The 18,537-nt window shown below is 59.6% G+C and carries 20 protein-coding genes; 9 read left to right on the plus strand and 11 right to left on the minus strand.

The annotated features are described in order from the left end of the window. Positions 1-221: 221 nt before the first annotated feature. On the plus strand, positions 222-2,012 hold the full coding sequence (locus ACTG19_RS09625) for an AMP-dependent synthetase/ligase (protein WP_201990778.1): 1,791 nt from the start codon (positions 222-224) through the stop codon (positions 2,010-2,012). 81 nt (positions 2,013-2,093) lie between these two features. On the opposite strand, the gene gshA is transcribed toward ACTG19_RS09625, so the two are convergent. The 4 genes from gshA to ACTG19_RS09645 form a co-directional block, all read right to left on the minus strand. Then, positions 2,094-3,692, minus strand: a complete 1,599-nt coding sequence (gene gshA / locus ACTG19_RS09630; RefSeq protein WP_439989029.1) for a glutamate--cysteine ligase — start codon at positions 3,690-3,692, stop codon at positions 2,094-2,096. A 61-nt stretch (positions 3,693-3,753) separates the two neighbouring features. After that, on the minus strand, positions 3,754-6,567 hold the full coding sequence (locus ACTG19_RS09635; protein ID WP_439989030.1) for a M16 family metallopeptidase: 2,814 nt from the start codon (positions 6,565-6,567) through the stop codon (positions 3,754-3,756). 27 nt (positions 6,568-6,594) lie between these two features. Further along, positions 6,595-7,032, minus strand: coding sequence for a YqaA family protein (locus ACTG19_RS09640; RefSeq protein WP_005348990.1), 438 nt, complete (start codon positions 7,030-7,032; stop codon positions 6,595-6,597). After that, on the minus strand, positions 7,029-8,006 hold the full coding sequence (locus ACTG19_RS09645) for an NADP-dependent oxidoreductase (protein WP_162628429.1): 978 nt from the start codon (positions 8,004-8,006) through the stop codon (positions 7,029-7,031). Before ACTG19_RS09645 ends, ACTG19_RS09640 begins: the two co-directional genes overlap by 4 nt. 56 nt (positions 8,007-8,062) lie before the next feature. On the opposite strand from ACTG19_RS09645, the gene ACTG19_RS09650 reads away from it, so the two are divergent. Then, on the plus strand, positions 8,063-8,230 hold the full coding sequence (locus tag ACTG19_RS09650; protein ID WP_201990789.1) for a hypothetical protein: 168 nt from the start codon (positions 8,063-8,065) through the stop codon (positions 8,228-8,230). A 54-nt stretch (positions 8,231-8,284) separates the two neighbouring features. Here the strand turns inward: ACTG19_RS09650 and ACTG19_RS09655 are convergent, their stop codons facing one another. Beyond that, positions 8,285-9,295 carry a Preprotein translocase subunit SecY gene (locus ACTG19_RS09655; protein WP_124930216.1) on the minus strand — a complete coding sequence of 337 codons (1,011 nt, stop codon included), beginning with the start codon at positions 9,293-9,295 and terminating at the stop codon, positions 8,285-8,287. Positions 9,296-9,550: 255 nt separating this feature from the next. Between ACTG19_RS09655 and ACTG19_RS09660 the strand changes: the two genes are divergently transcribed. Both ACTG19_RS09660 and ACTG19_RS09665 read left to right on the plus strand, forming a co-directional pair. Then, the gene (locus tag ACTG19_RS09660; protein WP_005348982.1) at positions 9,551-9,847 is read left to right on the plus strand and encodes a hypothetical protein; all 297 of its coding nucleotides are present in this window, start codon (positions 9,551-9,553) and stop codon (positions 9,845-9,847) included. 19 nt (positions 9,848-9,866) lie between these two features. Then, on the plus strand, positions 9,867-10,217 hold the full coding sequence (locus tag ACTG19_RS09665) for a hypothetical protein (RefSeq protein WP_201990775.1): 351 nt from the start codon (positions 9,867-9,869) through the stop codon (positions 10,215-10,217). 48 nt (positions 10,218-10,265) lie between these two features. Here the strand turns inward: ACTG19_RS09665 and ACTG19_RS09670 are convergent, their stop codons facing one another. The 4 genes from ACTG19_RS09670 to rpsF all read right to left on the minus strand — a co-directional run bounded on the left by ACTG19_RS09670 (position 10,266) and on the right by rpsF (position 12,254). Continuing rightward, positions 10,266-11,006 (minus strand): ferredoxin--NADP reductase, encoded by a 741-nt coding sequence (locus ACTG19_RS09670; RefSeq protein ID WP_201990774.1) that lies wholly within the window; start codon positions 11,004-11,006, stop codon positions 10,266-10,268. Between the two features lie 101 nt (positions 11,007-11,107). Further along, the gene (gene rplI, locus ACTG19_RS09675) at positions 11,108-11,554 is read right to left on the minus strand and encodes a 50S ribosomal protein L9 (RefSeq protein ID WP_005340490.1); all 447 of its coding nucleotides are present in this window, start codon (positions 11,552-11,554) and stop codon (positions 11,108-11,110) included. 52 nt (positions 11,555-11,606) lie between these two features. Beyond that, positions 11,607-11,837: a 30S ribosomal protein S18 gene (gene rpsR / locus ACTG19_RS09680; RefSeq protein ID WP_005308890.1), complete on the minus strand. Its 231-nt coding sequence runs from the start codon at positions 11,835-11,837 to the stop codon at positions 11,607-11,609. Between the two features lie 30 nt (positions 11,838-11,867). Then, positions 11,868-12,254, minus strand: coding sequence for a 30S ribosomal protein S6 (rpsF, locus tag ACTG19_RS09685; RefSeq protein WP_005308887.1), 387 nt, complete (start codon positions 12,252-12,254; stop codon positions 11,868-11,870). A gap of 237 nt (positions 12,255-12,491) precedes the next feature. Here rpsF and ACTG19_RS09690 point away from each other — a divergent pair, with 237 nt between their 5' ends. The 3 genes from ACTG19_RS09690 (at position 12,492) to ACTG19_RS09700 (ending at position 15,288) form a co-directional block, all read left to right on the plus strand. Next, positions 12,492-13,715: an Nramp family divalent metal transporter gene (locus ACTG19_RS09690; RefSeq protein ID WP_005340487.1), complete on the plus strand. Its 1,224-nt coding sequence runs from the start codon at positions 12,492-12,494 to the stop codon at positions 13,713-13,715. A 112-nt stretch (positions 13,716-13,827) separates the two neighbouring features. Beyond that, a complete protein-coding gene (locus tag ACTG19_RS09695) occupies positions 13,828-14,685 on the plus strand; it encodes a hypothetical protein (RefSeq protein WP_439973736.1) in 858 nt (285 codons plus the stop codon). 159 nt (positions 14,686-14,844) lie between these two features. Then, on the plus strand, positions 14,845-15,288 hold the full coding sequence (locus ACTG19_RS09700) for a PACE efflux transporter (RefSeq protein WP_005358045.1): 444 nt from the start codon (positions 14,845-14,847) through the stop codon (positions 15,286-15,288). 127 nt (positions 15,289-15,415) lie between these two features. Here the strand turns inward: ACTG19_RS09700 and hupA are convergent, their stop codons facing one another. Next, on the minus strand, positions 15,416-15,688 hold the full coding sequence (hupA, locus tag ACTG19_RS09705; RefSeq protein WP_005340484.1) for a nucleoid-associated protein HU-alpha: 273 nt from the start codon (positions 15,686-15,688) through the stop codon (positions 15,416-15,418). A 337-nt stretch (positions 15,689-16,025) separates the two neighbouring features. Between hupA and ACTG19_RS09710 the strand changes: the two genes are divergently transcribed. Continuing rightward, entirely contained in the window at positions 16,026-16,508 is a 483-nt protein-coding gene (locus ACTG19_RS09710; RefSeq protein WP_005348975.1) for an Rsd/AlgQ family anti-sigma factor, read from the plus strand. 100 nt (positions 16,509-16,608) lie between these two features. Continuing rightward, positions 16,609-16,989, plus strand: a complete 381-nt coding sequence (locus tag ACTG19_RS09715; protein ID WP_005340482.1) for a PilZ domain-containing protein — start codon at positions 16,609-16,611, stop codon at positions 16,987-16,989. A gap of 81 nt (positions 16,990-17,070) precedes the next feature. On the opposite strand, the gene radA is transcribed toward ACTG19_RS09715, so the two are convergent. Beyond that, positions 17,071-18,438 carry a DNA repair protein RadA gene (gene radA / locus ACTG19_RS09720; RefSeq protein ID WP_005340481.1) on the minus strand — a complete coding sequence of 456 codons (1,368 nt, stop codon included), beginning with the start codon at positions 18,436-18,438 and terminating at the stop codon, positions 17,071-17,073. Between the last annotated feature and the right edge of the window lie 99 nt (positions 18,439-18,537).

Below are 18,537 nucleotides of genomic sequence, written 5' to 3' on the forward strand. Positions count from 1 at the left end.
GACCGCGGCCAACGCCCCTTTCACCCACAGATTCATATCGTTAACCCTCTCTCTGCCTCCTAGCAGTATCGGCCAGTCTGCGCAAAGGGAGAGCTATTTGCGCTCTTTGTGATCCAAGACAAACGGCGAACACTTGTAAGCTGTAATGTTGGAGTTTAAACTCTAGCCCGATTTTTAGTGCCCTCGCGGGCGTACAACTGTAATTAAAGGATGTTTAACTGATGCCGAAGCTTCATCTGGTTCGACTGATGCGTGAACGTATTGCCCAGCTTGGCAACAAGGCTGCCCTGCGGGTTCAGCAAGATGGCCAGTGGCGCGCCATCGGCTGGCGTACTCTGGGCCAGGCCATGGACTACTGCGCACAGGCGCTGATCCGTGCCGACCACCAGCCAACCGAAATGGTCGGCATCTATGCCCGCAACATGCCGGAGTGGACCCAGGCCGATCTCGGCATCCTTGCTGCCCGCGGTGTCAGCGTCCCTATCTACCCCACCAGCACGCTCGATCAGCTGCGCTACATCGTCAAAGATGCCGGCATCAAGGTACTGTTCGTTGGCGAGCAACCCCAGTTCGATCAGGCGCTGACCCTGCTGCAAAACGGCGAAATTCGTCAGATCGTCGCTCTCGATGGCAACGTCAATCTGCGCGGCTGCGAGCAGGCGAGTCACTTCCAGACATTTCTGGTCTCCGGCAACCATCAGCCCAGCGAGCAGGAGCTGCGCGAGCGGGAAACCCAGTACCGGATGGATGATCTGCTGACCCTGATCTACACCTCCGGCACCACAGGCGAGCCCAAGGGAGTCATGCTCGATTTTGCCAACATCGCCGCCTGTTTCGAGATGCACAACAGCCGCCTCGACCTCAATCAGCAGGATGTGTCGCTCTGCATGCTGCCGCTCAGCCACGTGTTCGAGCGGGCCTGGAGCTATTACGTGCTCTACTGCGGCGCCGAGAACGTCTATATCCGCGATCCGCAGAAGGTGATGGATGTGATTGGCGAGGTGCAGCCGACCGTGATGTGCGCCGTGCCGCGCCTCTACGAGAAGGCCTATGCCATGATCCAGGCCAAGGTTGCTCAGGCTCCTGCTCTGCGTCGCGCCCTGTTTGGCTGGGCGACCCGGGTCGGCAAGCAGATGGTTGCCACCCGTCAGGCGGGCAAGTCCGCCTCCCCCCTGCTCTACGGCCAGCTCTGGATCGCCGAGCGACTGGTGTTTCGCAAGCTGCGTGCCCGCTTTGGCGGCCGCACCCGCTTCCTGCCGGTGGCTGGCGCCCGTCTGGCCGACGATGTGAACCTCTTCTTCCAGGCGATGGGGCTCAACCTCAAGTACGGCTACGGCATGACCGAAACCACCGCCACCGTCTGCTGCTACGAAGACAGCCAGTTCAAGTTGGGCTCCATCGGCACGGCACTGAACGGCATCGAGGTGAAGCTGGGTGAGAACAACGAGCTGCTGGTGCGCTCCCCCACCGTGATGCGCGGCTACTACAACAAGCCGGACGCCACCGCAGAAGTGATGACCGAGGATGGCTTCCTGCGTACCGGCGATGCCGGTGAGCTCGACAGCCAGGGCAATATCTACTTCACCGAGCGCCTCAAGGAGCTGATGAAGACCTCCAACGGCAAGTACGTAGCGCCGCAACTGGTCGAGGGGACCATCGGCAAGGATCGCTTCATCGAACAGATCGCCATCGTCGCCGATGCCCGCCACTTCGTCTCGGCGCTGATCGTCCCCTGCTTCGAGTCGCTTGAGGAGTACGCCAGCTCCATCAACCTGCAGTATCAGTGCAAGACCGAGCTGCTGCGCCACTCCCGGGTGATGGAGTTCTTCGAAGCCCGCATCGCCGACTTGCAAAAAGAGCTGGCCAAGTTCGAGCAGGTGAAGAAGTTCACCCTGCTGCCGAGCGCCTTCTCCATGGAGCTGGGTGAGCTGACCCCCACCATGAAGCTGCGCCGCAAGATCATCGAGGCCAAGTACCAGAGCGAAATCGAGGCCATGTATAACCACGTCTGATATCGCTCAGGTTCAGAGGAATAAAAAAGCCGCTCACTCGAGCGGCTTTTTGTTGGCACTTTGGTCGGTACGAACCCGCCTTCAGGCCGTGGTGGTAGTGGTACCGAAGTAGTCGGCCAGGAAGTCATCGAACGACAGACTGTCGCTGCGCTCGCGTTCGCGCTGCTTGGCCAGCGAATCCTTCGCCTCACCGGCAAAGTAGGCTTCATCCCAATATTGCAGCTCCCCTGCCAGCAGCTCCTCGCGATAGCGGGTCGCCAGCTTGTCACCGTAGCAGCCGTTGTCCTTGCCGCTCTCCAGCAGTTCCCTGAGCATGCGGGCGGAGTAGGTGAGCTCGGGGTTGAGCAGCTTCTCGCGGTGCATCGCCAGCGTCTCGCGATAGCGGTTGCGGCCACAGCAGCGATCCAGCAAGTCGGCCACCTGAGCCAGTTCGTCAAACAGTTTGAGGCCGTACTCTTTGAGGCCAATGGCATTGCCCTGCTCATCTTCAAGCATCAGGCCGGGACGACGTCCTTCCAGCACCACCTTGTTCTGGTTGCGGCGGTTGCGGGCAATCTCTTCATCACTCAGCACCGGAGAGGGGCGCAGCAGGCACCAGACCAGGAACAGATCGAAGAAGCGGATCTGGTCGGCATCGATACCGAGCGGGGTGAAGGGGTTGACGTCCACGGTGCGCAGCTCGATGTATTCGATGCCGCGCTGATCCAGCGCATCCGAGGGCTTCTCGCCACTGCGCGGGGTGCGCTTGGGGCGGATTGGGGCGTATAGCTCATTCTCCAGCTGCAACACGTTGTCGTTAAGCTGACGATACTCCCCATCCACCTTGACCCCGATCTTGGCAAAGTCGGGATTGTGGGTGTTGATGGCGCGGCGCAGGCTGCTGACATAGGCCGGCAGATTGTCGTGGCTGATCTTGAGCCCAGCCTGGGCGCTGTTGGTATAACCCAGATCAGAGAGACGCAGCGCGGTGGCGTAAGGCAGATAGAGGGTGCCCTGGCCGGTCTTCTCGAACGGCAGGTTGCTCTTGCGCCCTTTGAGGAAGGATTCGCAGATGGCCGGGGAGGCGCCAAACAGATAGGGCACCAGCCAGCCGAAGCGGTAGACGTTGCGAATAAGCCCCATGTACTTGTCGGAGATAAAGCGCTGGCTGCAGCACCCTTCGCACACCAGATCCTGCCACTCGCTCCAGAAGCTGTCGGGCATGGAGAAGTTAAAGTGCACCCCGGCGATCACCTGCATCAGGCTGCCGTAGCGGTTCTTCAAGCCCTGACGGTAGAGGGTCTTCATCCGGCCGATATTGGAGCTGCCGTACTGGGCCAGCCGGATGCTCTCTTCCCCACCGACGAAGCAGGGCATGGAGAGCGGCCAAATCCGCTCGTCACCCAGATGCTGAATCACATGGTGATGGATGTCGCCCAGTTGCTCCATCAGGCTGTCGATGGAGTCGGTGGCCGGGGTGATGAACTCCAGCAGGCTCTCCGAGTAGTCGGTGGTGATATTGGGATGGGTCAGGGCCGAGCCCAGCGCCCGGGGATGGTCACTCTGGGCGAGTCGGCCATCCGGCGTGATGCGCAGGCATTCACGTTCGATCCCGCGCCGGATCCCCTTGAGCGCGGTGAGGCGCTCCGGTGATCCCAACGCATTCAGCAACTCGGTGAGCGACAAGCTTGTTGTAGTCATATTCACGGCTCATGTGAGGCCGCCCCATCCGGGGCGGCTCTTGATTTTTATAAAGCGTCAGTTACGGCAACTGCAGCGGATAGATGGGAAGATGAAGCTCCTTCAGGGGTTTTTCAAGCTTTTGCTTGTCTCCCACCACCACGATCACCATGTCGGCCGGATTGAGCCAACGGGCCGCACTGGCTTTCAGCGCCTCGGGCGACACCGTTTTGATCAGGTTGTTCTGGGCCTGCACATAGTCCGGTTTCAGGTCATACATCACCATCTGCAGCAGGAAGCCCGCCTTCTGGCCCAAGGTCTCGTAAGAGAGGGCATCCTGCTGGGAGACCGCGCTGCGCATATAGGCCAGCTCCACCGGGGTCGGGCCGCTCTTGCGGTAGTTGTCCATCTCCTTGAGGAACTGGCGGATGGCATCCACAGTCGCATCGGCCCGCACATTGGCGCCGGTGGCGAAGGTGCCTACCTCGCGGTTGGCGGAGAAACCGGAGCTGGCGCCGTAGGTGTAACCCTTGTCTTCCCGCAGGTTGAGGTTGATGCGGCTGTTGAAGTTGCCACCCAGGTTGAAGTTCATCAGCCCGGCGGTGAAGTAATCCCCCGTGGTATCGAACGGCATGGCGCGACGACCGATGCGGATCACCGACTGGGGCGCCCCCGGCTTGTCGACCAGATAGATGCCCGGCTTGGCCTGCTCACCCTTGAGCTTGAGATCCCCCAGAGTCGGCGTGGCCCCCTTCCACTCGGTCAGGAAGCCAAGTTGCTCCTCGATCTGCTTCTGGCCCACATCACCGACCACCACCACTTTGGCGTTAGTGGGGTTGTAGTAGGCCTGATAGAAGTGCTTCACGTCCGCCAGGGTCAGCTTGGCCACATCGGCCGCCACCCCATCGGTAGGTTGACCGAGGCGGTTTTGCTTGCCGTAGACCAGCTCGCGGAACGCCTGCCCGGCCAGCCACTCGGGCTGCTGCTGGGCCTGTTGCATCCCTTGCAGCAGCTGCGCCTTGACCCGCTCGAAGTCAGCCTCCCGCATGCCCGGGCGCTCCAGCACCTCGCGCACCAGCGCCAGGGTCTGGGGCAGCTTGTCCGCCAGCGAGCTGACGGTGATGAGGTTGTTGTACTGGGCGCTGGAGACATCGATGGAAGATCCCAGCTTTTGCAGCTCGTCGCTCAGCTGAGCCTCGGTCAGGCGCACCGTGCCCTGCCCCATCATGGCAGCGGTCAGATTGGCCAGCCCCAGTTGCCCCTTATCTTCGGCACGAATGCCGCCCGGCAGGGCGATCATGATGGAGACCGCGGGGATCTCGTCACTCTTGGTGCCGATGATCTCGATGTTCTTGTCGAGCTTGCCGTGCCAGATGGCAGGCACCTTGACGCTCACCGCCTCGCTCGCCTTGGGCTGCACGCTGCGCTCGAAATTGTCTTTTACCGGTCGTTCGGCCAGCGCTTCGTCATGCTTGCTGTAATCCGGCAACTCGCGCTTGGCGGGGGTAAAGTTCGGGGTGGCGACCTGCCACTCGGTCTTGCCCTTGGGCACCACGCTCAGCACCACCGCCGGCTTGCCGGCGATGAACTTGTCGTAGGCGGCCTTCACCTGCTCCGGTGTCACCTTGCCGATGGCATCGAGAGTCTTGAACACATAGTTGGGATCCTGGGCAAACACCTGACCCATGGCGAGCTGGCTCACCTTGCCGGAGACGCTGTCCAGACCCCAGATGGCGGAGGCGCGGTACTTGGCGATCGCCTTCTCCAGATCTTCCGGCTTGAGGCCGCGCTGGGCGAACTCGCCGATCACCTTGTCCACCTCCCCCTTGAGGGTCTTGAGGCTGCCATCCTGCGACGGGTTGGGATAGGCGTAGACCGTCAGGGTACAGGCCAACTCTTCGCAGTAGTGGGACGCCCCCACATCGATCGCCTTGCCGGTTTTCACCAGCGACTGGTAGAGCATGGAGCTGGCGGAACCGCCCAGCACGTCGGCAAACATGTCGAGCGCAGGCTCCTGCGGGTCACCAAGGGATACGGTGGGGTAGCTGATATAGAGCAGCGGCAGGTGCACCTTGTCCTGCAACGTCACGTAGCGGGTCTCGGGCAGAGTCACCGGCTTTGGCGTCGGCTCGGCCACGTCCGGGCCGCGCGGGATGGAGCCGAAGTACTTCTCGATCCACTCGAGGGCCTGCTTGCTGTCAAAGTCACCGCCCAGGGTCAGGGTGGCGTTGTTGGGGCCATACCAGCGCAGGAAGAACTGCTTGAGGTCGTTCACATCGACCCGGTCGAGATCTTCCACGTAACCGATAGGCTGCCAGGAGTAGGGGTGAGTACGCGGATAGAGCGCCTCCCCCACCTTCTCGCTCACCAGCCCGTACGGCTGGTTGTCGACCCGCTGGGCCCGCTCGTTCTTGACGGTGGCACGCTGGATCTCGAACTTCTTCTGGCTCACCGCATCGAGCAGGAAGCCCATCCGATCCGCCTCCAGCCAGAGCACTTTTTCCAGCTGGTTGGCCGGCACAGTCTCGTAGTAGTTGGTGCGGTCCTTGTTGGTGGTGCCATTCATGTCGCCACCGGCTTCGTTGATGATCCGCATATGCTCCTGATCACCGACGTGTTTCGAGCCCTGGAACATCATGTGCTCGAAGAAGTGGGCAAAACCGGACTTGCCGACCGTCTCGCGGGATGAGCCGACGTGATAGGTCACATCGAGGTGTACCAGCGGATCGGAGCGGTCGGGGGCCAGGATCACGGTCAGGCCGTTGTCCAGCTTGTACATCTGGTAGGGGATGGCGAGCTTGCCCTCCTCCTTGCCCTGTTCGGCGATCAGGGTCGGTGCCGCCAGCACCGGCAGGGTGAAGCCCAGCAGAAGCGTTAAAGGTATGACTTTGTTCACGGTAACCTCGTGAGTGACAAAAACAGGCTAGAAAATGTGACTGGCCAGCAGAAAAACCAGGGCATAACGGAACAATTTGCCGAGCCCGATCAGAATGAGAGAGCGCCAGAAGGAGAGGCGCAGCCAACCGGCCAACAGACAGAGACCATCACCGACCACCGGCGTCCAGGCAAGCAGCAGACACCAGTGACCATGTTGTTTGAGCCAGCCTAAGGCTTTTTGTTCCCCACGGCCTTGAAAATCTTCCGGTTTTTTCTTGAAGGTGGCGAGCCATCCAAGCCACCAGGTGGTCATGGAGCCGAGGGTATTGCCCAGCGTCGCCCACAGCAGCAGGCTCGCCATGCTCCACTCCCCCTTGGCCGCCATGGCCCCCAGCAGCACTTCGGAGCTGCCGGGCAACAGGGTGGCTGAGGTAAAGGCGCTTAAAAAGAGCCACCCCAGCCCCATCTCCATCATCTCGCTCATCCGGGATAGCCGTCGGCCGCAGGCATCCGCAGCAGCAGCTTGCCGCGTACATGGCCCCCTTCGATGGCCTGATGGGCCAGCGCCCCCTCGGCCAGGGGGAATTCACCGGCGAGGGTGACCTTCACCTCCCCCTGACGCAGCAGCATCAACATCTGACCCAGCTGCTTCTGGTCGGGGTGAACCAGCATGCCGACCACCTCGATCCCCACCGCAGCCCCAGCATCCTTGATCTGCTGGGCAGTGATGGTGGGTACCGTCACCAAGCGGCCACCCGGCTTGACACAGGCCAGCGCCGCCTTGCCGCTCTCGCCGCCTACCAGATCCAGCACCAGATCGACCAGGCCGACCTCTGCCACCACCTGAGCTGGCCAGTTCGCATCATGGTAATCCACCATCCAGCGCGCCCCCAAAGCATGGAGGAAGCCATGGTTGTCGGGGCTGGCGGTGGCCACCACCTCGGCGCCATAGGCGCTGGCAAACTGCACCGCCAGATGGCCGACACCGCCGGCACCGGCGAGGATCAATACCCGCTGACCGCTCTTGAGGCCGCCATGCTCAAGCAGCCCCTGCCAGGCGGTAAGACCGGCCAGCGGCAACGCCGCCCCCTGCTGCAGGCTCACCCCGTCGAGCTTGACCAACTCACTCTCGCTTGCCACCACAGACTCCCCGTAGCCACCGGCGGTAAGGGGAAAACCGACCATGCCGCACACCCGATCCCCCTCGACCAGCGAGGTTACGCCGGGGCCCACTTTCTCTACCACACCGGAGACGTCATAACCCGGTGTCCAGGGCAGCTTGTCCTTGTTCTGGGCCGCCGCCCAGCCAAGACCTGCGCGAGTTTTGGCATCGATGGGATTGACCCCCGCAAAGCAGATGCGTACCCGCACTTCGCCATCGGCTGGCACCTTATCGAGGGAAGGGTTGAGCTTGAGTACCGAGGGGTCACCGAATGCGGTAATCTGTAGTTGCGTCATTGCACAATCCATCCTGTTGATTGATCAAGGGTCAACAGAATAACAGCGAGGACACCATGGCTCGAATGTTTCTTATTCCTCTGTTGCTGGCACTGGGGTGGTGGGCGTTTCTGCTCTACTTCCGCATCCCGCTCAAACAGGGGGCCAAGGGGTTTTACTGGATCATCGGCACCGGTGGCGGACTGGCCGCCTTCCTCAGCCTGATGATGGTGCTGACTCACTGAGTACAACAGCCACTCGATAACGAAAAAGGCCACCGAGTTTCGGTGGCCTTCTCACTATCCGGGTTGCTGCTCCAGCGCCGGATTGAGGTAGTAGTGTCGATTGCTCCCCTGCCCCAGCACCCCTTGCGACAGCAGATGGTGGAACACCCGGTCCACCTCCTCCAGCGAGAGTGACAGCGCCTGTGCCACCGAGCGCTTGCTGCACTTGAGCTCACCGCTCACCAGCGCACCGCGCACCTGCGCCAGCACTTCGGGAGCGGGCTCGGGGGGCATGATGGGCTCGGGCTGTGCTGCCATCGCCAACGCCTCCTGCGCCTCTCTGCGAGCTTGCTCCTGCTGCCAGCGCCATATCCGGCGAAAGCGGTTCTCCTCGCCGATCAGGCTGACGAAGAAGGCACCGAACACATCGAGCAGCACCGAGAGGAAGCAGACCAGCAGGAACTGCACCTGACTGATGCTCATCCCCACCCCGTCCGCCAGACTGCTCATCAGCCCCAACATGGAGGATTGTTCGTTGACCGGCTTGGCATCGCGCTGCTGGCGCAGCTCATCCTGCTGCAAGCGCAGCTTGGTGTTGGCGTGCTGCAACGAGGAGACGCCACTGGAGATGCGCTCCAGCTCGATATATTTGCGGGCCGCCTCCTCGTTGAGCTGGATCTGCCGCTCGATGCTGGCGATCTGCTCGTCGAAACGGGCCAGTTCCCGTTCGTGGCGAGCCTGCTGGCTCAGTACCGTATTGGTGGCGCTGTTGATGCCACCGATACTGCCGCCGATGGAGATGGCCGCCAGCACGCTGTAGAACAACAGCGACCAGAAAGCGCCACTCAGATCCCGCCGCGCCTTGCGCTCGCCGTACTCGTACCAGACGTAAAACTTGCCCAGCTCGAAGATGATGGCCAAGCCGCCGAACAGCCACTTCATCAGCGGGTTGTCATCGATGGAGAGGAACAGCAGCAGGGAGAAGATAATGGAAGCCAGAATGGCCAACCCGGTGAAACTGTATACCGTCGTCAGAGCAAACCACCCCTTGGGGTAGCGCAATGTAGATGAGTCCTGTGTGGTCATGATGAAGGGGTGTGCTGTGCAGGAAAAGTTGGCTGCCGATTATAGTCGCCAGACTCGCCCAGAGAAGGGCAAATGACTGAATTCCTTCAGATTGGCAACCAGCTGCCCAGAGTGCGACCAAAACGGACAAATCGGCAGCAGAAAAGCGATACAATCCCTCCCTGACTTGATCATGTAGTGAGATGGGGAACAGTTCCGCCCGGGTTCAGCTCCGGTCTGTACACTCATCCACCGTTGCAATTATCCGAGGCCATCATGAACAGTAAGACCACTTTGCTACTCTCCCTTCTTCTGGTTACCGGCAGCGCCGCAGCGACCCAGCAATATCAAGAGAGCAGTGGCTCCGAATTCTCCGTCGATGAGCTTAAATTCAACCTGGACTGGGATGACAAGCAGTTCGGCTGGACCCAGAACGACTGCCTCGACTTGGGGGTCGGCGAAACCGCCCCGGCCGACTGCAGGGCAGTCAAATTCAATCTGGAAGATGAAGAGAACCGCAACCAGCCGCCGCAAACCAACCAGCTCCCTGCCAACTCGCAGAGTGGCCAATAACGACAGGAGTCCCCTTGCGATGACCCAAGCCAAACACAACCCCGTTATCCGGCGCGGTGCCCTGCTGCTCTCCCTGCTGATGGCACATGGCATCGCGGTTGCGGCGCCGCCAGGCAAAAATGGCGATGGCATCAAGATCTCCGGTGATGACATCAAGATCAATCTCGACTGGGATGACAAAGAGTACGACTGGTGGCAGGACAACTGCCTGGATCTTGGCATTGGCGACAGCCGGATCAAACTCAACTGCGACAAGATGGATGGCAAGTACCGGGATCACTACAACCGCAGCATCCACAGCGGCAATAACCCCGGGCAAGGTCACGACAAACAGAAGGATAAAAACAAGGGCAACGGCAAGAAGAACTGAACGCCCTCTCCAGATGCAGCAGGGGCCTGGCGCCCCTGTGCTGATTGTTTACCAATAATTCTCCGCACTGATATTGCCCGGCGCCCGCCGCAGGTTCTTGGCCAACCCCAGTGCCAGCAAGGTCTGCTGGGTCTCTTTCACCATCTCCGGATTGCCGCAGATCAGCACCTGACTCAGCTCGGGTGAGAACTCCAACCCCACTCGATCCTGCAACTGACCATTGGCAATCGCCGCCGGGATCCGCCCTGCCATTGCATCGGGCCAGAGCTCGCGGCTGACAAAGGGGACATAGCGAAAGCGCGCGCCATATTGCTCGGCAAAGCTGGCGATCAAATCCTGATAGCTCAGCTCTTCGCCTTTGCGCACCCCGTGCACCAACACCAAATTCTCGAAACGGTTGAAGGCCTCGCCATCGGCCAGCATGGAGAGGAAGGGGCCGATGGCAGTGCCGGTCGAGAGCAGCCAGAGATCGCACCCGGCGGGCACCTCATCCAGCGTCAGAAAGCCGGTGGCCTGGGATTGCACCAGCAGGGTATCGCCTGCTTGCAACGAGCCGAGGGACGGAGTCAGCTCACCGCTCGGGATCTCGACCAGATAGAACTCGTGATATGGCGCAGAGGGGGGATTGACGAAGGAGTAGGCCCGCTGGATGCGGCGATCGCCCTGAACAAGGGCCAGTTTGGTAAATTGCCCTGCCTTGTAGGGGGCCAGCTCGGCCGCTACCCGCAGGGAGAACAGGGTGGGTGTCCATTCGATGCGTTCGATGACGCGGCCTTCTACCCAAGCCATAAGGATCTCCTCCTGTGGAACAGACCTTCACTCTACCCCCGGGCCGGAAAATAAAAAACCCGCGCAAAAGCGCGGGTTTTCTCTGCAAAAGCGAATCGCTATTACAGGGCAACAACCTGGATCTGTACGGTTGCTTTAACGTCAGCGTGCAGCTGAACAGCAACTTCGTAGTCACCGGTGTTACGCAGAACGTTGCCCATGCGGACTTCGCTCTTGGCAACGGCTACGCCAGCAGCAGTGATGGCTTCAGCCACATCACGGGTACCGATGGAACCGAACAGCTTGCCTTCGTCGCCAGACTTGGAAGCGATAACCACGGTAGCCAGTTCGGCCAGCTTGGCAGCACGCTCTTCAGCAGCAGCTTTGTTGGCAGCCAGTTTGGCTTCCAGCTCAGCGCGACGAGCACCGAAAGCTTCGATGTTGGCCTTGGTGGCCATAACAGCTTTGCCTTGCGGGATCAGGTAGTTACGGGCATAACCAGATTTCACGGAAACTTGGTCACCCAGACCGCCCAGTTTGGCGATTTTGTCGAGCAGGATAACTTGCATTACCTTTCCTCTATAAATTTCGTTGAGTTAGGCTTAAGTGCCGGGCCGATTCTTACTTGTTGTGCAGATCGGTGTACGGCAGCAGAGCCAGGTAACGAGCACGCTTGATGGCGCGTGCCAGCTGACGCTGATACTTGGCGCGGGTACCGGTGATACGGCTCGGTACGATCTTGCCAGATTCAGTGATGTAGTTTTTCAGAGTAACGATATCTTTGTAGTCGATCTCGGTAACGTTCTCGGCGGTGAAGCGGCAGAACTTACGACGACGGAAATAACGTGCCATGGCCTTTATCCTCTAGTCAGTGATCCAGAATTACTCTTCGGAAGCAGCTTCAGTAGCTTCTTCGCGGCGCTCGTCGTCACGACGGGTGAAGCGCTCTTCTTTGGCCTTGGCCATCGGAGAAACTTCAGTCACGGCGTGCTTGGTGCGCATGATCATGTTGCGGATAACGGCATCGTTGAAGCGGAAGTTGGTTTCCAGCTCATCGATAACGGCTTGCTCTGCTTCTACGTTCATCAGAACGTAGTGGGCTTTGTGCAGTTTGTCGATCGGGTAAGCCAGCTGACGGCGGCCCCAATCTTCCAGGCGATGAATGGTACCACCGGAGGTGGTGATGGCGCCGGTGTAACGCTCGATCATGCCGGGAACTTGCTCGCTCTGGTCCGGATGAACCATGAAGACGATTTCGTAATGACGCATTTTAGCTCCTTACGGATTAATTCAGCCTCCGCCCAGGTGCAGCCAGACCTCGGAGGCAAGGAACATAAAGGTGTTTAGTCGCTGCTTTTCTAGGGCGGCGTATTGTACGAAATCACATCCCTCACTGCAACTGACCGCCTCAAATGTTTTTCCCGATGGAAATCATCAGAAACAACAATTGATAATGATTATCACTTAGATCTATTCTCTCTCCATATCCTTATGGAGGGTGATGCCATGCAACCCGCACTGACGACTACGATTCCAGCCCGCAAATTCAAACTGACCCTGCTCGGGCCTGCCTTTATCGCCGCCATCGGCTATATCGATCCGGGCAACTTCGCCACCAATATTCAGGCGGGCTCTACCTTTGGCTACCAACTGCTCTGGGTGGTGGTATGGGCCAACCTGATGGCCATGCTGGTGCAGACCCTCTCGGCCAAACTTGGTATCGTCACCGGCAAGAATCTGGCGGAGCACATCCGCGACCGACTGCCAAAACCGGCGGTCTGGGCCTACTGGGTACAGGCAGAGATCATCGCCATGGCCACCGATCTCGCCGAATTTATCGGCGCCGCAGTCGGCTTCAAGCTGCTGCTTGGCGTGACCTTGCTTGAAGGAGCCTGTATCACCGCCGTAGTGACCTGGGGGATCCTGATGCTGCAATCCCGTGGTCAGAAACCGCTGGAGTTCGTGGTCGGTGGCCTGCTGCTGTTTGTCGCGGCGGCCTACATCGTCGAGCTGATCTTCTCCCGCCCCCATCTGCCCAGCCTGCTGGAGGGCGCCCTCTTCCCCGGTCTGCCCAACAGCGATGCCGTCTATCTGGCCGCCGGTGTACTCGGTGCCACCGTGATGCCCCACGTTATCTACCTGCACTCGGCACTGACCCAGCACACGCAGGATCAGGGTTCAGTCAGCCAGCGGCTGCACACCACCCGGGTCGATGTGGCGATTGCCATGACCATCGCCGGCTTCGTCAATCTGGCGATGATGGCGATGGCGGCCGCTGCGTTCCACAGCTCGGGCCACCAGCAGGTAGCGGAGCTGGAATCCGCCTACCAGACCCTCACTCCGCTGCTGGGTCAGGCAGCAGCCACCCTGTTTGGCCTCTCGCTGGTCGCATCTGGCATCAGCTCTACCGTGGTAGGGACCCTGGCCGGGCAAGTGGTGATGCAGGGCTTTGTCCGCTTTACCATCCCGCTCTGGCTGCGTCGCGCCATCACCATGGCTCCCGCCTTCGTGGTAATCGCTATGGGGCTCAACACCACCGAAATTCTGGTGTTGAGTCAGGTAATCCTGAGCTTTGGCATCGCGCTGGCCCTGATCCCGCTGTTGATGCTGACCGGCGATCGGGCACTGATGGGACAACATCGTAACCACCCCGTCACCCAGGCGGTAGGACGCCTTATCGTTGCGCTGGTGATCGGGCTCAACGCCTATCTGCTGGTTGCCATGATCTAGCGAACCGTAAAACCGAGAGAGAGGGGCTCATTAACACTGGTTAATGAGCCCTTTCGCACTTTGGCGTATGCTGCCGCTTTCTCTTCTCATTTATCGTTGCGGGAGCCTTGCCATGGAACATACCCGAGCCAGCTTCGTACTGGGCCATCATCAGGAGCAGGCCAGCGTGGTCTGCTGCCAGCGCGGTGACACCACGCTGCTGGTCACCGACCTCACCCCTTTTCATCCCCAGAGCCACCTCTGGCCCGATCAGCCGGGGGATGTGGGCCATGCTCGCTGGGAAGGGGGCGAAGCAACCATTGGCCCTTGCCGAATGGGGGCCATCAGCCCGGATGGCGAGCTGTTCGTCGATACTGCCATTCCGGTCAAGCGGGGCGCAGAGGGGTGGCGTTTCGTGGTGGTCCATCCAATGACCGGAGACCACGCGCTAGCCATTGGCAGCCAGGTCGAATTACAAGTAGATAGCGCTGCCCGCCACGCCCTGAGTCTGGGCCATAGCGGCTGCCATCTGGCGGCACTAGCCCTCAACCGGGTACTCATCCCCTACTGGCGCAAGGAGGTAAGCGAGTGTGATGCACTGGGCCAGCCCGACTTCGACCGCCTGGCTATTCAAAGCTCTCGGGTCGAGCCTTGCGGATCACGGGAGCAGTACCGCATCGGCAAGAGCCTGCGCAAGAAGGGGGTCAACAGCGAGGCGCTGCTGGCAGATTTGGCGGTGATTGAAGAGAAGGTCAACCAGCAACTGGCCGACTGGATCGCAGCAGGGAGCGAAATCCGCCGCAGCCGCGCTGGTGAGGCGATCATCGATTCCCGTTACTGGCACTGCATGCTGGAAGGCAAGGAGGTGACCATTCCCTGTGGCGGCACCCATGTTGCCTCGCTCGCCGAGTTGGGAGAGGTCAAGGTAGAGCTCACTCTGGTGGAAGAGGGCTTTGCCATGCTGACCCGGGTCACGCCAACCGACGCCTGAGTCGCAGACTTGACCACTCAGGGCTAACGCCCAAATTGGCAATGAAGTATCGCAAAGAGGGGCATCATCATGCCCCTCAACGCCAGTCATGACGGACCGATGCTTCTCTTTTAACCACTCCCTGATTAGAATGCGCCTCCCACAGGAGGCACATCACCCATGAGTAGTACCCAACTACGCACCACCCCGGATCGACTTCGTTATCTGGTTCTCTACGAAGGCATAGGGCTGGCACTGGTCGCACCGCTGATCAGCCAGCTGTTCGGTCAGGGCGTCGCCGAGGTCGGTTCGCTGGCCATCTTCTTCTCCATCGTCGCCACCGCCTGGACCTATGGCTGGAACCTGTTGTTCGACAAGGGGTTGCTCAAACTTTGCGGGCGCACCAACAAGCGACCACTGGACCGCTTCCTGCACGCGTTTGGCTATGAGGCAAGCTTTATGATGCTCTCCCTCCCCTGCGTCATGTTCTGGCTCGATTTGGGGGTGTGGGACGCCCTGATGCTGGATCTCGGCTTCGTCGCCTTCTACCTCGTCTACATCATGGTCTTTACCTGGGCCTATGAGCGGATCTGGCCGCTGCCATCCAACCCGCAGACGGCATAAGGCCTTAGCCACAACGAGGCCGACAGAAGGAAAAGTCAGGAAGGACTAATAGGAAGGATGGGAGAATCCCATAAAAACAATGCCAGTCAGCGAGCTGACTGGCATTGGACAAAACAGACTTTCGGACTTACTTGACGGCGTCTTTCAGAGCCTTGCCAGCCACGAATGAAGGCACGTTGGCAGCAGCAATCTGGATCTCTTTACCAGTTTGCGGGTTACGACCGGTGCGGCCTGCGCGGTGGGTGACCTTGAAGGTGCCAAAACCGACCAGTTGCACAGCATCGCCTTCTTTCAAGCTCTGGGTAATACCATTGATGATCTCTTCCAGAGCCACTTTGGCCTGAGCTTTGCTCAGATCTGCTTTGGCGGCAATCGCATCGACAAGTTGAGCTTTGTTCATAACATTTCCTTTATGATCTGGCATTTAGCGCTGGGTCACTCTATGCAAAAAAAAACGCACAGGCAAAGCCTTTATCGAGCCGAACGCGTCAAACGCTGGGGTTTTCATCAAGATCTGCGGAAATAGTCACATTCCACACGCGAAAAACCGTGAGCAGGCCTGAAACCTGCTAGCACGCAGACACAATCCGCTGACTATTTCTTCGCCACTTAACATTATCCCCCCATGGCTATTGACGCTTGCCCAGATTTTCCCTAGTTATAGGTTGTGTCACTGCTCAAACGGCTCGGAATACCGAACAATCGGCCAGCCTTTGCCCCACGGAGGGATAGGGATTATGTTGACGAAACTGGAACAGACCAAGCAGGCGCTGGCAGGCAAGCATAAGGCTATCGACGACTGGCTGGATGCAAGGCAAGCGTTGCTGGTTGGATACATGCAGCTGGCAGGCCTCACTCCGGCGCGGACCAAGCAACGCAGCCTGCCCAAAACAGAAGAGCTGCATCAGTTTTGCGACCGGCTGGTCGACTATGTCAGCGCGGGCCATTTCGAAATCTACCACCACGTCGTCACCGCCTTCGAGCAAGCCAGCGGCGAAACACTGGAGCTGGCCAAGCGCATCTATCCCCATATTCGTAACAGCACTGAATTCGCCCTCGAGTTCAACGATAAATACAGTGATGCCGACGAGGCCCAATTGCTGCTGCTGGATGATGATCTCAATGAGTTGGGTCCGGTTCTGGAAGAGCGGTTCAAACAGGAGGACCGCCTGGTCAAGGCGCTTCATGTGGTGGAATCCTTGAGTACCCAGCAAGCCTGAATGCCATTTTCGGAGCAAGTTCAAGATACTGGCAACCAAGGTGGATTACACTCAGAGCAATGACCCTAGCGTCCACACTTATTGCATACAGGAGATGAGCATGTCTGAGCGCCGCCGTTTTGCACGGATCCTCTACTTGACCATGGCAGAACTCACCCAGGGGGAACAGAAGTGGCAGACCCAGCTTGTCGACGTCTCCTTGCAGGGGGCCCTGCTGATCCGCCCCGACGACTGGGAGAGCCGTGACAACAAGGAGTACCAGCTCAGCTTTATCCTGAGCGGTAGCGATATCGAGATCAAAATGCAGGTCGAGCTGACCCACGAAGCCAGCAAGAAGCTGGGTTTCTACTGCCACCACATCGATATCGACAGCGCCACCCACCTCAAGCGGATGATCGAGCTCAACGTCGGTGACGAAGAGCTGCTCCACCGCGAGCTGGAACAACTGCTGAGCGAACATCTGGAACATAGCCAGCCCTGATGGCAGGTGCCAGCCCATAAAAAAGAGCGCCGAGGCGCTCTTTTTCCGTTGTGCTGTTGTCTCGATTGCAATGCTGAGAGATTACAGCGCCTCGAGTGCCTCAGACAGCTTCTTGACCGGCACTACCTCCATCCCTTCGATCGGGTGCTTGGGGGCATTGGCGTGCGGCACGATGGCGCGACGGAAGCCATGCTTGGCCGCCTCCTGCAACCGCTCCTGGCCGGACGGCACCGGACGAATTTCACCGGAAAGGCCCACTTCGCCGAACACCACCAGATCCTTGGGCAGCGCCTGGTCCCGGAAGCTGGAGACCATCGCCAGCAGCAGCGCCAGATCCGCGCTGGTCTCCTCGACCTTGACCCCGCCGACCACGTTGATGAAGACATCCTGATCCGCCATCTGCAGCCCGCCGTGACGGTGCAGCACCGCCAGCAACATGGCAAGCCGGTTGTGATCCATCCCCACCGCCACCCTGCGCGGGTTGGAGAGCTGAGAGTAGTCCACCAGCGCCTGCAACTCCACCAGCAGCGGCCGGGTGCCCTCCCAGATCACCATGACGATGGAACCGGGCGCCTGCTCCTGCCCTCGGCTGAGGAAGATGGCGGAGGGGTTGCTCACCTCGCGCATCCCCTGCTCGGTCATGGCAAAAACCCCCAGCTCGTTGACCGCACCGAAGCGGTTCTTGTGAGAGCGCAGGGTACGAAAACGGGAGTCATGGCCACCATCAAGCAGCACAGAGCAGTCGATGCAGTGCTCCAGCACCTTGGGGCCCGCCAGACTGCCATCCTTGGTCACATGACCCACCATGAAGATGGCCACATGATTCTGCTTGGCATAGCGGGTCAGCAGCGCCGCCGCTTCGCGCACCTGCGAGACAGAACCGGGGGACGATTGCACATCCGCCACATGCATCACCTGAATGGAGTCAATCACCATGATCTGCGGCTGCTCCTGCTGGGCAATCAGACAGATCTGCTCGACGCTGGTCTCGGAGAGCATCCGCAGCTTGTCGGTGGGCAGCCCAAGGCGGTTGGCCCGCATCGCCACCTGCTGCAGCGACTCCTCACCAGTGACATAGAGGGTTTTCATCCGTTCAGCGAGACCACACATGGTTTGCAGCAGCAAGGTCGACTTGCCCGCCCCCGGGTTGCCGCCGATCAGAATGGCCGAGCCTGGCACCACACCGCCACCAAGCACCCGATCCAGCTCCTTGAAACCTGAGGTAAAACGGGGAATTTCGGTGGTGGCAATCTCTGCCAGTGTCTGTACCTGACTGCCGACCGCGCCGGCATAACCGGTGTAACGGGCACTCTTGCCAGCGGGGCTCACCGAGCCGAGGCGCACCTCGGTGATGGTATTCCACTCCTTGCACTCGCTGCATTGACCTTGCCAGCGTGTGAAGTCGGCACCACATTCGGAACAAACATAAGCAGTTTTATTTTTGGCCATTGATAACTCGGGGACAGGATGAATTCCTGCTTGATATACTTGTTTGCGACCGACAGATCAAACCCAGAATCGGAAAAGTGACTTTCCGTGGCAGGAACA

It is taken from the genome of Aeromonas sp. 3P (assembly GCF_051919745.1).
Lineage (GTDB): Bacteria > Pseudomonadota > Gammaproteobacteria > Enterobacterales > Aeromonadaceae > Aeromonas > Aeromonas veronii.

Coding starts and splice junctions, on each gene's coding strand:
- ACTG19_RS09625 (WP_201990778.1), top strand. CDS start 222: ATGCCGAAGCTTCATCTGGTTCGACTGATGCGTGAACGTATTGCCCAG.
- gshA (WP_439989029.1), bottom strand. CDS start 3,692: ATGACTACAACAAGCTTGTCGCTCACCGAGTTGCTGAATGCGTTGGGA.
- ACTG19_RS09640 (WP_005348990.1), bottom strand. CDS start 7,032: ATGAGCGAGATGATGGAGATGGGGCTGGGGTGGCTCTTTTTAAGCGCC.
- ACTG19_RS09645 (WP_162628429.1), bottom strand. CDS start 8,006: ATGACGCAACTACAGATTACCGCATTCGGTGACCCCTCGGTACTCAAG.
- ACTG19_RS09650 (WP_201990789.1), top strand. CDS start 8,063: ATGGCTCGAATGTTTCTTATTCCTCTGTTGCTGGCACTGGGGTGGTGG.
- ACTG19_RS09655 (WP_124930216.1), bottom strand. CDS start 9,295: ATGACCACACAGGACTCATCTACATTGCGCTACCCCAAGGGGTGGTTT.
- ACTG19_RS09660 (WP_005348982.1), top strand. CDS start 9,551: ATGAACAGTAAGACCACTTTGCTACTCTCCCTTCTTCTGGTTACCGGC.
- ACTG19_RS09665 (WP_201990775.1), top strand. CDS start 9,867: ATGACCCAAGCCAAACACAACCCCGTTATCCGGCGCGGTGCCCTGCTG.
- ACTG19_RS09670 (WP_201990774.1), bottom strand. CDS start 11,006: ATGGCTTGGGTAGAAGGCCGCGTCATCGAACGCATCGAATGGACACCC.
- rplI (WP_005340490.1), bottom strand. CDS start 11,554: ATGCAAGTTATCCTGCTCGACAAAATCGCCAAACTGGGCGGTCTGGGT.
- rpsR (WP_005308890.1), bottom strand. CDS start 11,837: ATGGCACGTTATTTCCGTCGTCGTAAGTTCTGCCGCTTCACCGCCGAG.
- rpsF (WP_005308887.1), bottom strand. CDS start 12,254: ATGCGTCATTACGAAATCGTCTTCATGGTTCATCCGGACCAGAGCGAG.
- ACTG19_RS09690 (WP_005340487.1), top strand. CDS start 12,492: ATGCAACCCGCACTGACGACTACGATTCCAGCCCGCAAATTCAAACTG.
- ACTG19_RS09695 (WP_439973736.1), top strand. CDS start 13,828: ATGGAACATACCCGAGCCAGCTTCGTACTGGGCCATCATCAGGAGCAG.
- ACTG19_RS09700 (WP_005358045.1), top strand. CDS start 14,845: ATGAGTAGTACCCAACTACGCACCACCCCGGATCGACTTCGTTATCTG.
- hupA (WP_005340484.1), bottom strand. CDS start 15,688: ATGAACAAAGCTCAACTTGTCGATGCGATTGCCGCCAAAGCAGATCTG.
- ACTG19_RS09710 (WP_005348975.1), top strand. CDS start 16,026: ATGTTGACGAAACTGGAACAGACCAAGCAGGCGCTGGCAGGCAAGCAT.
- ACTG19_RS09715 (WP_005340482.1), top strand. CDS start 16,609: ATGTCTGAGCGCCGCCGTTTTGCACGGATCCTCTACTTGACCATGGCA.
- radA (WP_005340481.1), bottom strand. CDS start 18,438: ATGGCCAAAAATAAAACTGCTTATGTTTGTTCCGAATGTGGTGCCGAC.